The organism is Bradyrhizobium sp. FW305-F6 (genome assembly GCF_058782905.1).
The window spans coordinates 198,059-212,832 of the sequence record NZ_JBYSYD010000003.1 but is presented as its reverse complement, the minus strand read 5'-3'; the positions used below and the strand labels follow the sequence as shown (position 1 = coordinate 212,832).

The window sequence follows — 14,774 nt, the reverse complement described above, 5'->3', positions numbered from 1 at the left end:
CTCAAACAATAGCCTGACGCGCGCAGGCGCTCAGGCCGTCGCGGCCGCATTGGCCAAAGCGGCGTCGGCTGCGATCTGCGCGCGGCGGAGCCGGCGCGCCCGCTTGCGATCGCACCAGGCTTGGGTCAAGCGCTCGGTGGTCGCCTTGATGGAGGAGAGAAGACCGAACAAGGTCAGCACCGCGCCGAACAGCCACATCGCCAGATCGAACGCGCCGCCGACCAGCAGCAGCGCACCGCGGCCGAGTAGCTTGATGATCGCGCGCGTCTTGCTGCCTTGCGCTTCGGCGAGCCGCACCGCGCGTGCGACGTCCTTGGGTCCTTCGGCGATGCGTAGCGTATCCATCGCCCCGCGCGTGCCGGTCTTTCCGGCAACGCGCGTGACGTCCTTGCCGAGCCGGACCAGCGCACCGGCCTTCTCGGCCCGGAACGCCGCCTTGATCGCGCTCACGGTCTGGCCGGGCCGCAGCACCGAGCCCGACGCCACCGCGTTCCGCAGCATCGGCGTGTCGACGACCTCGCGCGCGGACCGGCCGGCCCATGCGGCGAGCCCTTCGCCGAGCCGTCCGAGTTTGCGCGCATCCTTCACCAGCGTCAGCCCGGCGCGCACCGGCGCGGCACCGCCGACCGTCACGTAGGTCGCCGCCGTTACCGCGAGGCCGGCGGCCGCAAGGCCGAGCACCAAGCGGTCGGCGTCCTCGCCCATCGCAAGATTCTTGCCTTCGCGCACCACGTCCCTGATGTCGCCGAACACGAAGAGATCGCCTGCGACCGTACCGGAGAGGCTCGCGACGTCGTCGGCATTGCCGGTGACGAGGCCGGTGGCGAACCGCTTGGCAAAATGCGAGGTGGAATTCTCGCCCCTGACCGCATCGCTGACGCGGGCGAGGAGATCGTCCGGCAGCGCGATGTTGCGATCACGCGCGAGCGCGACGAAGCTGTCGGCGAGATCGGCGTCTCCGGCCGCGAGCGCGGCCTCGATGTTGTCCTGAACCAGACGCTCGTTCTGCCGCAGCAAGCCATCGAGCCTGAGTTCGGACAGCGCGGCCGGATCGTCCTGAGCGGCGAGGATCGCGCCGGCCTCACGGGCGTGCGGCGCCACCTGCGCGAGCAAATAGCTGCACGCGGCAATGCCCGCCAACGCCGTACTGATTCGCAGCCACTTCATGTGGAACAGCCCGGATGCCCCTGGGATCGCTCGCGCCGACAATTCGTCTTTCGTCTCGAATGCACGCGCCCACAGAGATAGTATGCCAAAATTGCGACACAACGTCCCCGACGAAAGAAGGGCTTCTCTCAGGCCGCAAGATTGTGTCGAATTTGCATGAGCAAATGAGCATGGGGCGATTGCGGGGCTTTCGGTTCCGCTGGACTAGCAATCATCTGCACCCGCCAGTATGGTCCGCGGCGCCATCATGATGCCGCGTCAGTTAATGATTGTATCTGCCGCCATTGCCACTCCAGGATGAGTTACGATGTCCGACCATGTCGTCCCGCACTTCCATAACGATGCCGGTGTTCCCGTCATCGAAATCGGCTCGCAAGAGTTCATGTGCGTGGGCGCCAATCCTCCGTTCGATCATCCGCACGTCTTCCTCGACCTCGGCAACGACAACGAGATCATCTGCCCCTATTGCTCGACGCTGTACCGCTTCGCGGCCGACCTGAAGCCGGGCGAAGCCCGCCCGCCGGAATGCGTGGTGAAGGACAAGGTGGCCTGACCGCGTCCGTCGGTCAGGGGTGGCGCTCTCCCGCACGATTGTCATCGCCGGTGCCGGCATCGGTGGACTGACGGCCGCGCTTGCGCTCGCGGCCCGCGGCTTCCGCATCGTCGTGCTGGAAAAGGCCGAGCGCCTTGAGGAAGTCGGCGCCGGCCTGCAACTCTCCCCGAATGCCAGCCGCGTGCTGGTCAAGCTCGGCCTCTCCGAGCGTCTCGAGGCGCGCGCGGTCACCCCGGAAGCGCTCTCGATCATGAGCGCGCGGGCCGGCGGCGAAGTGCTGCGGATGCCGCTCGGTGAAGCCGCTTCCGCGCGCGCCGGCGCCCCCTACTGGGTGATCCACCGTGCCGATCTGCAATCCGCCCTCGCCGGTGCCGTCGCCGATCATCCCGACATCGACCTCAAGCTCGGCGCAAGCTTCGAGGACGTCGCGCCCCATGCCAAGGGGCTGACGGTGGCCCATCGCAGCGGCACGATCCGCCGCAGCGATCTCGCCAGCACCCTGATCGGCGCCGACGGGATCTGGTCGGCGGTCCGCCAGCATCTTTTCCCCGACGTGCAGCCGCGCTTTTCCGGGCTGATCGCCTGGCGCGGCACGCTGGACGCCACGCAGCTGCCGAAGGATCACACCGCGCGCCGGGTGCAGCTCTGGATGGGGCCGAACGCCCATCTGGTCGCCTATCCGATCGCGGCCGGACGCCAGATCAACGTCGTCGCAGTGCTGCCCGGCACCTGGAACCGGCCGGGCTGGAGCACGCCGGGCGATCCGCTCGAGGTCATGGAGGTCTTCGCCGCTCGGCGCTGGCCGCCGGCGGCGCGGACGATGCTCGCCGCGGTCGACAGCTGGCGGAAATGGGCGCTGTTCGGCGTGCCCGACGGCTGCCCCTGGAGCAAGGGTCCGGTGGCGCTGCTCGGCGACGCCGTGCACGCGATGCTGCCGTTCGCCGCGCAAGGCGCCGGCATGGCGATCGAGGATGCCTCCGTGCTCGCCCGGCATTTGAGCCCTGAGGCTGCCGAGAGCGCCGCGGACATCTCGGCGGCGCTGACGCAATACGGCCGGGCACGCCAGGCGCGGGTCCGGCGGGTGCAGCGGACCGCGCGGCAGCAGGGCCGCATCTATCATCTCGGCGGGCCGCTCGCGGTCGCGCGCGACCTTGCGATCCGCGCGCTCGGGCCGGAGCGCATGCTGGCGCGGCAGGACTGGATCTACGGCTGGCGGCCGTGATGCGAAGCGCGGCCGGCGCAAGACCTCAATGGGCCGCCCTGCCGGATTTCGCTGCGGGCTTGGCGGGCGCCACGGGCGATGCCGCCGCTTGTGCCGGCTCAGGCGGCGTCTCGCGGCACCTGTTGCGGCGCCAGGCCTCGTCGACCAATTGGGCCTGCCCGCGCACCGCGATATAGTCGTTGCGATAAGCGAGCTCGGCCACGACGGCCCCGCCGGCTCCGGTTTCGGCCTTCTCCATCAACTTCTGCAACTCGTCGGTGCGCTTGGCGAGCAGCCTGCGCTCACCCTCCAGCTGCTTGCAGTCGTACAAATCGTACTTGGCAGGATCGGCAAAGGCCGGCGCGATCGTCTCGCTCATGCCGGCACAGCCGGACAGCGCGAGCCCGGCCGCCAGCAGCGCGAAGAGCGCGCCGAAGCCGCGCAGCGAACAGGACCTCGAAACAGTCATGCCGGATGAATAGCCCCCGTGGATTGAGAATGCCTAAAGCAGGACCAGATGTCGGGATTGAGGCTTTGCCTTGTGCGCCCGGCTCGCTTAAGGAAGAACCGTCCCTCCGGCGCCATAACGCGCCAATTCCAGACGGCCGGAGACGGACTTAAGTGTTTGATCTCGTGGGATCAAGCGGGCATGGCGGAATTGGTAGACGCAAGGGACTTAAAATCCCTCGGTGCGCAAGCGCTGTGCCGGTTCGACCCCGGCTGCCCGCACCACGAACGAGCCCACGGCGCGGGCCAGCTTCACTTGTGGTACAGTGAGTCCATGGCACCCAAAAAATCATCCCCCAAGAAGGGCAAGGCATCCGGCTTTGTGGTCGGCAGTGCGCGCTTCAGAAAGATCAGTTCTGTCGAGGGCATCGTCTATTCGTCCGAGATGAAGGGCAGCAGCGCGGTCGCCAAGAGCAAGGCGCGCACCCCCGAAGAACGGCTGAAGGTGATCATCAAGGCCTACCACAAGGCGTAATCCGGCATGTATGATGCTGTCGCTGACGGCTACTGCTATCCCGGCACGACGGTCCTGAAGAACAAGCTCGATCTCACAGACGGCGACGAGCTCGATGCGTTCGAGGCCGAAGCCAGCGATGTCAGAGCCGACCAGGAACTGCCCGCCGGTGATCTGGATTTCACGCACTTCAAGGCGATTCACGGGCACCTGTTCCAGGACGTCTACGAGCGGGCCGGAAAAATCCGTACGGTCCGCATCTCGAAGGGCGGAAATCCCTTCTGCTTTCCCGAGAACATCGAAGGCCAAGCGAACAAGCCGTTCGCGCAGCTAAAGAAGGACAAGTTTCTGAGCGGCCTCGAGCCTGAGTTGTTCGCACAAAGGGCGGCGCACTTTCTTTCCGAACTCAACGTCATACACGCCTTCCGGGAGGGCAACGGACGCACGCAGCTGTCGTTCTTCCTCCTGCTGGCGGATCACGCCGGGCATCCGCTCGACCTGCAGGACCTGGACCCAAACGCCGTTCTCAATGCGATGATCGCCGCGTTCGACGGCGACGAAGGGCCTCTTGCCGCAGTGATCCATGGCCTCCTCAAGGACGAGGCCGACTAGCGTCGGGCGGCCTCGTCAGGGATATTGGAGCGTGCCAGATATCGGGACTCCGGCTCGTCGTTCGGAGATCATGAGCCGGCCCTCACCAAATCTTGTCCACCGCCGCCCCGCCTGCCAGCCATCCCGAAACATGGGTTGTGCAGCGCAACATTGGCGATAAACAGGTCGCTCGACTGCAGAGGTGAGCTTCCTTGTCCGACGTCAATGCCGACGATTGGGTGTCCGCCGGACACCGCCCGATGGGTTTTCCGGAATTCGTTATCGTGATCGCGTCCATCATGGCGCTCAATCCGCTCGCGATGGACATCATGCTGCCGGCGCTGCCGGATATCGGGGCGGCCTTCAAGATCCCCGTCGCCAACCATCTTCAACTGGTGCTGTCGACCTTCCTGATCGGCTTCGGCGTCGGCCAGTTCGTGATGGGGCCGCTGTCGGACCGCTTCGGACGCCGGCCGGTGCTGCTCGGCGGCATGGCGGTGTATGCCGTGGCGAGCGTCCTGGCGGTCGCAGCGCCATCGTTCGAGACGCTGCTGCTGGCGCGCGCATTGCAAGGGCTCGGCACCGCGGCGACGCGTGTGATCGCGACCTCGATCGTGCGCGACTGCTATGCCGGACGCCGCATGGCGAGCGTGATGTCGCTCGCCATGATGATCTTCATCGCGGTGCCCGTGGTCGCGCCCTCGTTCGGGCAGACGGTGCTGCTGGTCACGGCGTGGCGCGGCATCTTCGTGGTGCTGACGCTCTACGGCCTGCTCGCGCTCGCATGGTGCGTGCTGCGGCTGCCGGAGACGCTTCCCGAGTCGAAGCGCAGGTCGCTGGCGCCCGCCGACGTGCTCTCGGCGTTCCGGCAGACCGTGACCCATCGCCAGACCATCGGCTATGCCACGGCCGCCGGCAGCGTGATGGGCGCACTGTTCGCCTACGTCTTCTGCGCCCAGCAGATCTTCACCGGCATCTACCATCTCGGCCGATACTTCCCGCTCGCTTTCGCGGCGATCGCGGCCGGCGTCGCCATTGCCGGCTTCCTCAATGCAAGGCTGGTCGGGCGGCTCGGCATGCGCGTGATCTCGCACGGGGCGCTGGCGCTCTATGCCGCGGTCGCCGGCGTCATGCTGCTGACGGAAAGCCTCGGCGTGCTGCCGCTCGCGCTGTTCATGCTGCTCTCCGCGCTGATGATGTTCTCGTTCGGCATGATGGTCGCCAATTTCACCGCGCTCGCGATGGAGCCGCAAGGCCACATCGCCGGGACCGCCTCCTCGCTCTACGGGTCTATCACGACGCTGATCGGGATCGCGGTCGGCATGGCGATCGGGCAGAGCTTCGACGGCACGCTGATGCCCTTCTCGGTCGGCTTCTTTCTGTCGACGCTCGCCGCGCTCGCGATCGTGCTGGTCGTGGAGAAAGGGCGGCTGTTCAGGCCGCATCATCGCCCGATCAACTAGCCCGATTCAAGCTCGTGCATGGGCCGCTGATAGGGCGCATGCGTGTCTGCAGTTGAGAACTCAGACCACAAGCTTGGAAACGGCCCACGTCGCGACAAACAGGATGCAGAAAACCCGCGCAGGTCGGGAAACGATGCCGGCATGCCATCGCGCGACGAGGTAGACAATCATCCCCAGCGCCAGGGCATCGGTCAAATTGCCGGATAACAGGGCGGCAACGGCCATGGTGACGCTCACGATGGTCGAAACGATGTCCTTTGCCGCGAGCTCGCCGATGCTGCGCCATGCCATCAGTCCGCCCAGGGTCATCAAAGCAGGCGTGGTCGCAACCGGGGGGATGGACGAAAACAGCGGTGAGAAGAACAGGGTCGCGATGAATCCAACGCTGGCCACGATCGCGGTCAGGCCGGTGCGGCCTCCCGCTTCGACGCCAGCGACGGATTCGATGTATGGACTGACGCTCGCGGTGCCGAGAAGGCCACTAAGCACTGTCGCAGATGCGTCGCTCATATAGGCGGCACGCACGCTGCCGGCGATCTCCAACCCCGCTGTTCGCGTCACGGTGACGGTGGTGGCGATCAGCCCGACGCATTCGTTGAAGGTCACGAAGGCCAGCGCGATCAGTCCCTCCAGCGGCTTTGCTGCAAGAGGACCGAGGTCCAGCGCGAATGCCGTATGCAGAGGCCAATGCGGCCAAACCGGAAGCAAGGCCGCGAACATATTCGCCATGCCACGCCCGCTCACCAATTCACAGATCGTCGCCGTGACCAGGACGGATCCGATCAGGGCTCCCGGAGTCCGGCGTGCGGCCAGTACGAACGTTGCGGGTATTGCGGCAACGAGCAAGAGTATCAATCCCGCGTCGGGGCGGGAATCCGGGCCGGCTGAAAGACCCATCTGGCTGACCGCAATCCGGCATAGGAACACTCCGAAGGCAGCGTTCAGGCCGATCTTCATGTCGTCCGGAATACCTTGCGTAAGGCGCTCGCGTATGCCTGCGATGCCCAGCAGGAGCACGATGACGCCGGACATGAGCATGATCGCCAGGCCCGCCTGCCATGACAGGCCCATCTGACCAACGATGACGAACGCGAAAAACGCGTTGGATCCCATGGACGGCGCGAGACCTAGCGGCAGGTTTGCCAACAAGCCGGTTGCCATGCTGCCGGCAATCGAGACGATGATCGTCGCGATCGCGACGTCGTTGCGGTCCATGCCGGCCTGGGCCATCACCGCGGGATTGACGGCGACGATGTAGACCATGGCCACGAAGGTCGTCAGGCCGGCAAGTATTTCCCTGCCGACGGTGCTCCCACGTTCCGAGATGAGGAAGTGACGCTCCATAAGGCCGCGCTTGGCGCGTCGTCCGCTCCGATCATCGTCGATCGTATCGTCGGAATCGGGCGACGCGTCCATGACCTTCCAAGCCTGCGGCCAATCGTGCTCGGGCCGGAGCTTCGCACGCGGGAGGTCAGGCCGCCAGCGGCGACAAGCTCCTGCGCGACCGCAGTGCGATTCCGATCCCAATGAAGGCAATGATCAGGCCGGGCAATCCTGCCCCGACGATCGGCCCGGGGACCGCCGCGATCGAAAGCTCAAAGTTGTCGGCTCGCAAAATGCCCGACGAGGGCAAATCGATCGGAGCGCCGTTCGAATCGACTGCACCGGCCGCTCGCATGGCGAAGCCGAAAGTGATGGCGTCTCCCGAGAAGTCCAGCCCGGTCGCCGATCCCGCTGCACTGAAGTTGGCGGGATCGAACAGCTTGAAATCGCTTGCCTGAATATTCGTCGCGGCCAGCGTGTACCAGTTGCCGCCGGGCTGATTGAACGGGCCGAACGTAAAGATGCTCTGGTAGATCTTACCGTCCTGCTGCGCCAGGATGCGAAGGGAGTAGCTCCCGACTGCGATCTGCGCCCCATTGACCGTCGGCTCGAAGAACCGGTCGAGAGAGGCTGATAGCGAGCCGATGGCACCACTTACGCCCGGATTGTATACGAAGTTCGTGTTGATGGCCGTGAACAGCACCCCGGGAGCATTTCCGCCCTGTGCGCCGTAGCTGCCTTCCAGTGCAGTGCCGGGATTGCCTGAAGGCGTCTGTCCATAGGACGTCGTTACTGCCGGACCCGAATAAGAGGTAACAATATAGTTGCTCGTACTGAACGTGCCGTCGGTGAAGACCGTGCCGGCGAGCGCGGGAGCTGCCATGAGCACGCTGGAAACGGTCGCCCCCAAAACCAACACTTCCAATCTCTTGGTCAAAATCATTGCTATTCACCTTTTAGATGGGCCGCCCTCGCCGCAACGCGAGCGGCCGCTGGCGCCGGACTTCTCCATAGGGCACAATGGCGGAACTCCGCTTGCAGATTTCGACGCATTTTTTACATCGGCCATCAAAAGCCTCACGCCAATCATTTACGAGCCCGCACAGCCCCGCTGATGAGCGAGGAAGGGAAAAATGAATTTGGGTAGTTTCCGTTTTTCCGACGCCGGCCCCGATCAGGTAAGAGCGACGCTGACAAGCCTTTACGGCAAGAACCGATTTTCATTTTTGGGCGATGACCGCCGGGCCCGGATCACGCTGCATGGACGTTCGGCCGGCGGCGTCGGCGTCATTCGAGCTCGTTTCTCGATGCCCTTCCGGCTGAGCCTCGAGGGGTTGGCTTCAGATGACGGGGGTCTCGCCATCTTCTTGCGCACGAAGGGAAACGCAAGAGTGCAGACACCCGATCGGGTCGTCGATTGCGAGCAAGGCCGCTGGATACCTTTCGCATCCGGAGCGGCTCGTGAGGTCGAGACGTCGCACGACCTCGCCGATACTGCGATCATCATTGCACCGTCCCTGGTGAATGCCGCTTGCCGTTTGTATCTGGGGGCTGCCCCAGCGGAGCCACTCAAACTCGACTCTTCGCCCCTGGCACCGTCCCTTGCCGCCAGATGGGCCGAAATCGTTGGCGCGCTGGACGCACTCACCGCCATTCATGACTGTCCGGCCGACCCAGTTGAGAGCGTTGCGGAGCACGGACTATCGTTGCTGCTCGACCAGCACTCCCACAATTTCTCAAGATATAGGCGTTCTGCACCCGCGCATGGCGCGGCCAATCCCGTTGTTTTGCCGACACCGGGCCATGCCGCCCAACCGACGCTGACAGGGGCCCAGATTGAGGTTCTGCGGAGCTATATCGGCGCGTCGTTGGACGGCCGCATCGACGTCCCCGCGTTGGCCAGTCTGGTGGGCATGGGAACGACTCGCTTCGCCCTCGCATTCCGGCATGCGTTCGGAACGACCCCCGGACACTACGTCCGGGACGAGCGCCTTCGTCGTGCGATGTGGCTGCTTGAACATGAAACGATGTCGATAGCCGCCGTGGCCGCGGAAGCGGGCTTCTCCAGCCAGAGTCATCTCGTTGCCCGGATGCTGGCCTTTGCCGGGCTCACGCCGCGCGAGTATCGTCGTTCCAGGCGCGACAGGCGAAATACCGACGGTCACTCGAAGGAGTGACGGGTAGCAGGCTTTGCGGCAAACCACGAGAATGCAGATCGATTTGTCTCACGGTCTGCAGCGGGCCGGGGCAATCAATTCAAGCGGTTGTTGATCGGCCAAGTCGATAACTCCCCCCGGCCTCGGGCCTCGGCGATGTCGATGGCATTTCGACAGCTGTCGGCCGCAGGCAAGGCGATCGGTTCAGGCGGGAAGCTGAATGCTGCCATCGCCCGAGGTCGCAGGAAAACGTCCAGTGAAGGACGCAATTGTCGGCGCACCTTTCGTGACCATCCGTCAGGAACTTCCCGCCCCTGCCGATGTTGTACCGCAGCAATTCAGAGGATGGTCGAGATGGAACAAGACAACAGATCGGACCAGCTCGCGTCCGAGATCGAACAGCCGATTTCGCGGCCTCGGTCCGATGAACGGATGGGTCCGAGCCTAGCGTTCGCGAGCGAAGGGCTGGAGCAGCTGCGCGACAGTCACTGTTAGACCATAGCGATCCAAAAATCGTTGAAAGAAAACGGCGCCGCAGGAGACTGCGGCGCCGTTCTTTTTCCACACGCGAGGCGTGCTGCGTCTACTCTTTCTTGTCGACGTTCCAGAACACCGGGGTCGCGGGACCGTCGAGCACGCCGGTCAGCGATTTACGCCAGCCGCTCGGGATCAGATACTGCCCCAGCGGAATGTAGATCACCTGCTCATAGGCCTGCTTCTGGATGTCGGCGGCGATCTTCTTCTGATCGTCGACCGAGGCCGCGCGGACGAAAGCGTCCTTGAGCTGCTCGATCTTGGCGTCCTCCGCCCAGCCGAACCAGCCCTTCTTGCCCTGGCCGCCGATCGAGAGATTGGCGATCGGGTTGGACACGTCGGCCGCGACCCAGTTGGTGAAGAACATGTTCCAGCCACCTTCCTTCGGCGGCTTCTGGCTGGCGCGGCGGCTCACAACCGTCTGCCAGTCGGTCGCCTGAAGGTCGACCTTGAAACCCGCCTCGCGCAGCAGCTGGGCCGCGACGATCGGCTGCGCCTTCAGCGTCGTGACGTCGCCGGGGGCCATGATCACGATCGGCGTGCCGTCATAGCCGGACTCGGCGAGAGCCTTCTTGGCTTCCGCCATGCCGTTCCCCTTGACCAGGGTCTCCGAGCCGATATCGGTCGCGAGCGGCGTGTCGCAAATGAAGAACGCACCGCAGATCTTCTGGTATTTGGCGTTGCCGACCAGCGCATCGAGCACGTCCTTCTGGTTGATGGCCAGCAAGGCGGCGCGACGCACCTTCACGTTGTCGAACGGCGGATGCAGGAAGTTCATCCGGCCGAGCGTCTGAAAGCCGAACTTGTTCAGAACCTGGATCGTGAGCTCCTTGTTGCCTTCCAGCACCGGCAACATGTCGAACGGCAGGTTCTCCATGAAATCGATGTCGCCCGACTGCAGCGCGTTCACCGCGGTCTGCGAGTCCGGCATGGTGATCCACTCGACGCGGTCCACCTTCACCACCTTGCCGCCGGAGGTCCAGCTCGCCGGCTCCTTGCGCGGCACGTAGTCGGTGTTCTTGACGTACACCGCCTTCACGCCGGGCTGGAATTCGCCCTGCACGAACTTGAAGGGACCGGATCCGATCTGCTCGGGAATCTGCTTGTCCGGCGGTGTCTCCGCAAGGCGCTTCGGCATCATGAAGGCGACGCGCGAGGACGGCTTGCCGATGGAGTCGAGCACCAGGCCGTAGGGCTCCTTCAGCTTCAGCGTGATGGTCTTCGGATCGGTCGCCTCGATGCTGGCGGTGAAGTCCATGAGCTTCTGGCCCATGCCGTCGACCGCAGCCCAGCGCTTCAGCGAAGCGACGCAGTCCTCCGCCGTCACCGGCGCACCGTCATGCCACTTCAGGCCGTCGCGCAGCGTGAAGGTGTAGGTGAGCTTGTCGTCGGAGACCTTCCAGTCCGCCATCTGCGGCTGGACCTTGAAGTTGGAATCGGTGGCCACCAGCGTGTCGTAAACCATGTAGCCATGGTCACGCGTGATGTAGGCCGTGGTGAAGATCGGATCGATAATGCGCAGATCCGAATGCATCACCGCCGTGAGGGTCTTGCCGGCCGCAAGCACCGGCGAGGCCAGCGCGGTCGAAAGCGCGACGACCGACAGCGCAAGTTTGGAGGCGAACGCGCGAGGCCCCCGGCGCATGAAGTGGAACATAGAAAGTTCTCCTGACGTGAAACTGTTCAAAGGCAGATTATTGGTTGAGCATGAGGTTCGTTCGTTGGGCGATCTAACCTCATGCAATGCCTTTATCTTTTCGAGACTTGCAGACAGTGCGAAGCGCGTCAATCCGGTTTCGGTGCAAGCCCTGGCGGCGCGCGCACGGGCTCCACAAAGACCGGTTTGGCTCTACAACACCCTCCGCTTGTCCCGTCCGCGCCAATGCAATGCGCGTTCCATCTTTCCATGCTTGAGAGACATTGAGATGAATCCTGCCAATCTTCCCTTTGATTCCGAGGCCATGCTCGAGGGCCTGCGCGGCTGGGTCGAATGCGAAAGCCCGACCTGGGACGCCGGCGCCGTGGACCGCATGCTCGATATCGCAGCGCGGGATATGGCAATCATGGGTGCGACGATCGAACGCATCGCCGGCCGCCAGGGCTTCGGCGGGGTCATCCGCGCGCGTTTTCCTCATCCCAAGCAGGGCGAGCCGGGTATCCTGATCGCCGGGCACATGGACACCGTCCACCCCGTCGGTACCATCGAGAAGCTGAAATGGCGGCGCGAGGGCAACAAGTGCTACGGCCCCGGCATCTACGACATGAAGGGCGGCAACTACCTCTCCCTGGAAGCCATCCGGCAGCTGGCGCGCGCCTCTTTCACGACGCCGCTGCCGATCACCGTGCTGTTCACGCCGGACGAGGAAGTCGGCACGCCCTCCACACGCGACATCATCGAGGCGGAAGCCGCGCGCAACAAGTATGTGCTGGTGCCTGAGCCCGGCCGCGCCGACAACGGCGTCACCACCGGGCGCTACGCCATCGCGCGCTTCAATCTCGAGGCGACGGGCCGGCCGAGCCACGCCGGCGCGACGTTGTCGGCGGGACGCTCGGCGATCCGCGAGATGGCGCGCCAGATCCTCGCAATCGACGCGATGACGACCGAGGACTGCACCTTCTCGGTCGGCGTGGTCCATGGCGGCCAATGGGTCAATTGCGTTGCCACCACGGCGACCGGCGAAGCGCTCTCCATGGCCAAGCGCCAGGCCGATCTCGACCGCGGCGTCGAACGGATGCTGGCGCTGTCCGGCACCAGCAACGACGTCACCTTCAAGGTCACGCGCGGCGTGACGCGGCCGGTCTGGGAGCCCGATGCCGGCACCATGGCGCTCTATGAACAGGCCCGCGGCATTGCCAAATCTCTCGGCATGGAATTGCCGCATGCAAGCTCCGGCGGCGGCTCGGACGGCAACTTCACCGGCGCGATGGGAATCCCCACCCTCGACGGCCTCGGTGTGCGCGGCGGCAATGGCCACACGCTCGAAGAGTTCATCGAGGTCGACAGCCTGGTCGAGCGCGGCCGCTTGATGGCGGGATTGCTGGCGACGCTGGAATAAGTTGAATCAACATTGCACTGCACAATACGGCGGCAGTGGCGGTTTAAATTTAGCCTTGTCCAAAAATGAGGCGTGTCGTACTGCTCGGCCGTCCACGCGACGACGCGGGAGAGATCGCAACGAAGGCTGTCAGCCTTCATTGCGGCGCCGACGGAGCAACCGCCCCGGAAACTCTCAGGCAAAAGGACCGTATCGTCAGGACGATCTGGAGAGAGGCGGCGCGATTGCATGCAATCGTGACGTCCACCGAAGGGGATAATCCGCTGCGCAATCCGCGGCGGGTCAAGCTCTCAGGTAACCGTGACAGATGGGGCGCCGCCAACGGCCTTTGGCCGGCGGTTAGCCGACTCTAAACACGGGAGCCCCGAACCACGTCATGACTCATATCGCCATCATCGGCGCCGGCATCACCGGCGTCACGACCGCCTATGCCCTGCTCGAACGCGGCTACAAGGTGACGGTGCTGGACAAGCACCGTTACGCCGCGATGGAGACGTCCTTCGCCAATGGCGGACAGCTCTCCGCATCGAACGCCGAAGTCTGGAACAGCACCGCGACGATCCTGAAGGGCTTGCGCTGGATGTTCCGGCGCGACGCGCCGCTGCTGATGAATCCGCGGCCGAACTGGCACAAATATTCGTGGATGAGCGAGTTCGTCGCCAACATCGGCAACTACCGCGCCAACACGATCGAGACCACACGGCTCGCGATCGAAGCCCGCAAGTATCTGTTCGACCTTGCGACGCGCGAGGGCATCGACTTCGATCTCGAGCGCCGCGGCATCCTTCACATCTATCGCGACAAGGCCGGGTTCGAATCCGGCCTGCGCGTCAACGCGCTGCTGCAGGAAGGCGGTCTCGACCGCCGCCCTGTGACGCCGGAGGAAATCCGCAGCATCGAGCCGACGCTGCGCAAAGACTATTATGGCGGCTTCTACACGCCGTCGGATGCGACCGGCGACATCCACAAGTTCACCCGCGGGCTGGCGGACGCCTGCAAGCGGCGGGGCGCAACCTTCATCCACGAAGCCGGCATCGATTCGATCGCGCCTGCCGGCAGCGGCTTCGTGCTCGGCTGGGCCGATCTTTCCGCGAGCGATGCCGCCGCGCGCGGCATGCTGAAGGCGGACGGTGTCGTGGTCTGCGCCGGGGTTGCCAGCCGTCACTTCGCCGCCCTGCTCGGCGAGCGCGTCAACGTCTATCCGGTGAAGGGCTATTCGATCACCGTGCAGCTCGACACCGCCGAAAGCCGCAATGCCACCCCAACGGTGAGCCTGCTCGACGAGGCCGCCAAGATCGTCACCAGCCGGCTCGGCGCGGATCGCTTCCGCGTGGCCGGCACGGCCGAGTTCAACGACTTCAATCGCGACATCCGCGCCGACCGCGTGCAGCCGCTGATCGACTGGGTGCGCAGCAACTTCCCAGCCGTCGAAACGTCGCGCGTCGTGCCCTGGGCCGGGTTGCGCCCGATGATGCCGAACATGATGCCGGTGGTGCGCGCAGGACGGATGCCGGGCGTGTTCTTCAACACCGGGCACGGTCATCTCGGCTGGACCTTGTCCGCGGCGACCGCGCAGATGATCGCCGGGACCATCGACGGCTGGCGCGGGCTCAACGCACCGCCGACCGTTGCCTCACTTGGGGTTGAGCGCGAGCTGCGGCATGCATCCTGAGTGGCCAACCGGAGACATGCCTGCCTCTTGCGACAGCGCTGGCCTTGGCACACAATTTGCCCCAAGAGGACGGCGTCTCCGGACGGCCTTTTCAGCC

14 protein-coding genes, 1 tRNA gene and 2 riboswitches are annotated in these 14,774 nt (G+C 64.6%); of the genes, 10 read left to right on the top strand and 5 right to left on the bottom strand.

Annotated features, from left to right (window positions below; all coding sequences use genetic code 11):
• Nucleotides 1-30 precede the first annotated feature (30 nt).
• Complete coding sequence (locus AC3WLX_RS21370; protein ID WP_492337474.1) at nt 31-1,167, bottom strand: hypothetical protein; 1,137 nt, start codon at nt 1,165-1,167, stop codon at nt 31-33.
• A gap of 307 nt (nt 1,168-1,474) precedes the next feature.
• On the opposite strand from AC3WLX_RS21370, the gene AC3WLX_RS21365 reads away from it, so the two are divergent.
• Nucleotides 1,475-1,720 carry a zinc-finger domain-containing protein gene (locus AC3WLX_RS21365; RefSeq protein ID WP_291631158.1) on the top strand — a complete coding sequence of 82 codons (246 nt, stop codon included), beginning with the start codon at nt 1,475-1,477 and terminating at the stop codon, nt 1,718-1,720.
• A gap of 19 nt (nt 1,721-1,739) precedes the next feature.
• Nucleotides 1,740-2,942 carry an FAD-dependent monooxygenase gene (locus tag AC3WLX_RS21360; protein WP_492337473.1) on the top strand — a complete coding sequence of 401 codons (1,203 nt, stop codon included), beginning with the start codon at nt 1,740-1,742 and terminating at the stop codon, nt 2,940-2,942.
• A gap of 25 nt (nt 2,943-2,967) precedes the next feature.
• On the opposite strand, the gene AC3WLX_RS21355 is transcribed toward AC3WLX_RS21360, so the two are convergent.
• The gene (locus tag AC3WLX_RS21355; RefSeq protein WP_291621508.1) at nt 2,968-3,390 is read right to left on the bottom strand and encodes a twin-arginine translocation pathway signal; all 423 of its coding nucleotides are present in this window, start codon (nt 3,388-3,390) and stop codon (nt 2,968-2,970) included.
• A gap of 174 nt (nt 3,391-3,564) precedes the next feature.
• Here AC3WLX_RS21355 and AC3WLX_RS21350 point away from each other — a divergent pair.
• The 4 genes from AC3WLX_RS21350 to AC3WLX_RS21335 all read left to right on the top strand — a co-directional run bounded on the left by AC3WLX_RS21350 (nt 3,565) and on the right by AC3WLX_RS21335 (nt 5,936).
• Nucleotides 3,565-3,653 (top strand) — tRNA-Leu (locus AC3WLX_RS21350).
• Nucleotides 3,654-3,702: 49 nt separating this feature from the next.
• Nucleotides 3,703-3,903 (top strand): hypothetical protein, encoded by a 201-nt coding sequence (locus tag AC3WLX_RS21345; RefSeq protein WP_291621510.1) that lies wholly within the window; start codon nt 3,703-3,705, stop codon nt 3,901-3,903.
• Between the two features lie 6 nt (nt 3,904-3,909).
• Nucleotides 3,910-4,494 (top strand): Fic/DOC family protein, encoded by a 585-nt coding sequence (locus AC3WLX_RS21340; RefSeq protein ID WP_492337472.1) that lies wholly within the window; start codon nt 3,910-3,912, stop codon nt 4,492-4,494.
• Between the two features lie 191 nt (nt 4,495-4,685).
• Nucleotides 4,686-5,936, top strand: coding sequence for a multidrug effflux MFS transporter (locus tag AC3WLX_RS21335; RefSeq protein ID WP_492337471.1), 1,251 nt, complete (start codon nt 4,686-4,688; stop codon nt 5,934-5,936).
• A gap of 60 nt (nt 5,937-5,996) precedes the next feature.
• On the opposite strand, the gene AC3WLX_RS21330 is transcribed toward AC3WLX_RS21335, so the two are convergent.
• Entirely contained in the window at nt 5,997-7,352 is a 1,356-nt protein-coding gene (locus AC3WLX_RS21330; protein ID WP_492337470.1) for a solute carrier family 23 protein, read from the bottom strand.
• A gap of 55 nt (nt 7,353-7,407) precedes the next feature.
• Nucleotides 7,408-8,142: a hypothetical protein gene (locus tag AC3WLX_RS21325; RefSeq protein WP_492337469.1), complete on the bottom strand. Its 735-nt coding sequence runs from the start codon at nt 8,140-8,142 to the stop codon at nt 7,408-7,410.
• Between AC3WLX_RS21325 and AC3WLX_RS21320 the strand changes: the two genes are divergently transcribed.
• Both AC3WLX_RS21320 and AC3WLX_RS21315 read left to right on the top strand, forming a co-directional pair.
• The gene (locus AC3WLX_RS21320) at nt 8,141-8,374 is read left to right on the top strand and encodes a hypothetical protein (protein ID WP_492337468.1); all 234 of its coding nucleotides are present in this window, start codon (nt 8,141-8,143) and stop codon (nt 8,372-8,374) included. The two genes, AC3WLX_RS21325 and AC3WLX_RS21320, sit on opposite strands and share 2 nt — an antisense overlap.
• An 18-nt stretch (nt 8,375-8,392) precedes the next feature.
• Complete coding sequence (locus tag AC3WLX_RS21315; protein WP_492337467.1) at nt 8,393-9,436, top strand: AraC family transcriptional regulator; 1,044 nt, start codon at nt 8,393-8,395, stop codon at nt 9,434-9,436.
• A 562-nt stretch (nt 9,437-9,998) separates the two neighbouring features.
• On the opposite strand, the gene AC3WLX_RS21310 is transcribed toward AC3WLX_RS21315, so the two are convergent.
• Nucleotides 9,999-11,606 (bottom strand): ABC transporter substrate-binding protein, encoded by a 1,608-nt coding sequence (locus AC3WLX_RS21310; RefSeq protein ID WP_291621522.1) that lies wholly within the window; start codon nt 11,604-11,606, stop codon nt 9,999-10,001.
• A gap of 268 nt (nt 11,607-11,874) precedes the next feature.
• Here AC3WLX_RS21310 and AC3WLX_RS21305 point away from each other — a divergent pair, with 268 nt between their 5' ends.
• Together AC3WLX_RS21305 and AC3WLX_RS21300 are read left to right on the top strand one after the other, a co-directional pair.
• Nucleotides 11,875-13,005: a M20/M25/M40 family metallo-hydrolase gene (locus AC3WLX_RS21305; protein ID WP_291621524.1), complete on the top strand. Its 1,131-nt coding sequence runs from the start codon at nt 11,875-11,877 to the stop codon at nt 13,003-13,005.
• Nucleotides 13,006-13,100: 95 nt separating this feature from the next.
• Nucleotides 13,101-13,205, top strand: a riboswitch (glycine riboswitch).
• Between the two features lie 3 nt (nt 13,206-13,208).
• Nucleotides 13,209-13,314, top strand: a riboswitch (glycine riboswitch).
• Nucleotides 13,315-13,381: 67 nt separating this feature from the next.
• Entirely contained in the window at nt 13,382-14,677 is a 1,296-nt protein-coding gene (locus tag AC3WLX_RS21300) for a D-amino acid dehydrogenase (protein ID WP_492337466.1), read from the top strand.
• Nucleotides 14,678-14,774: the final 97 nt, after the last annotated feature.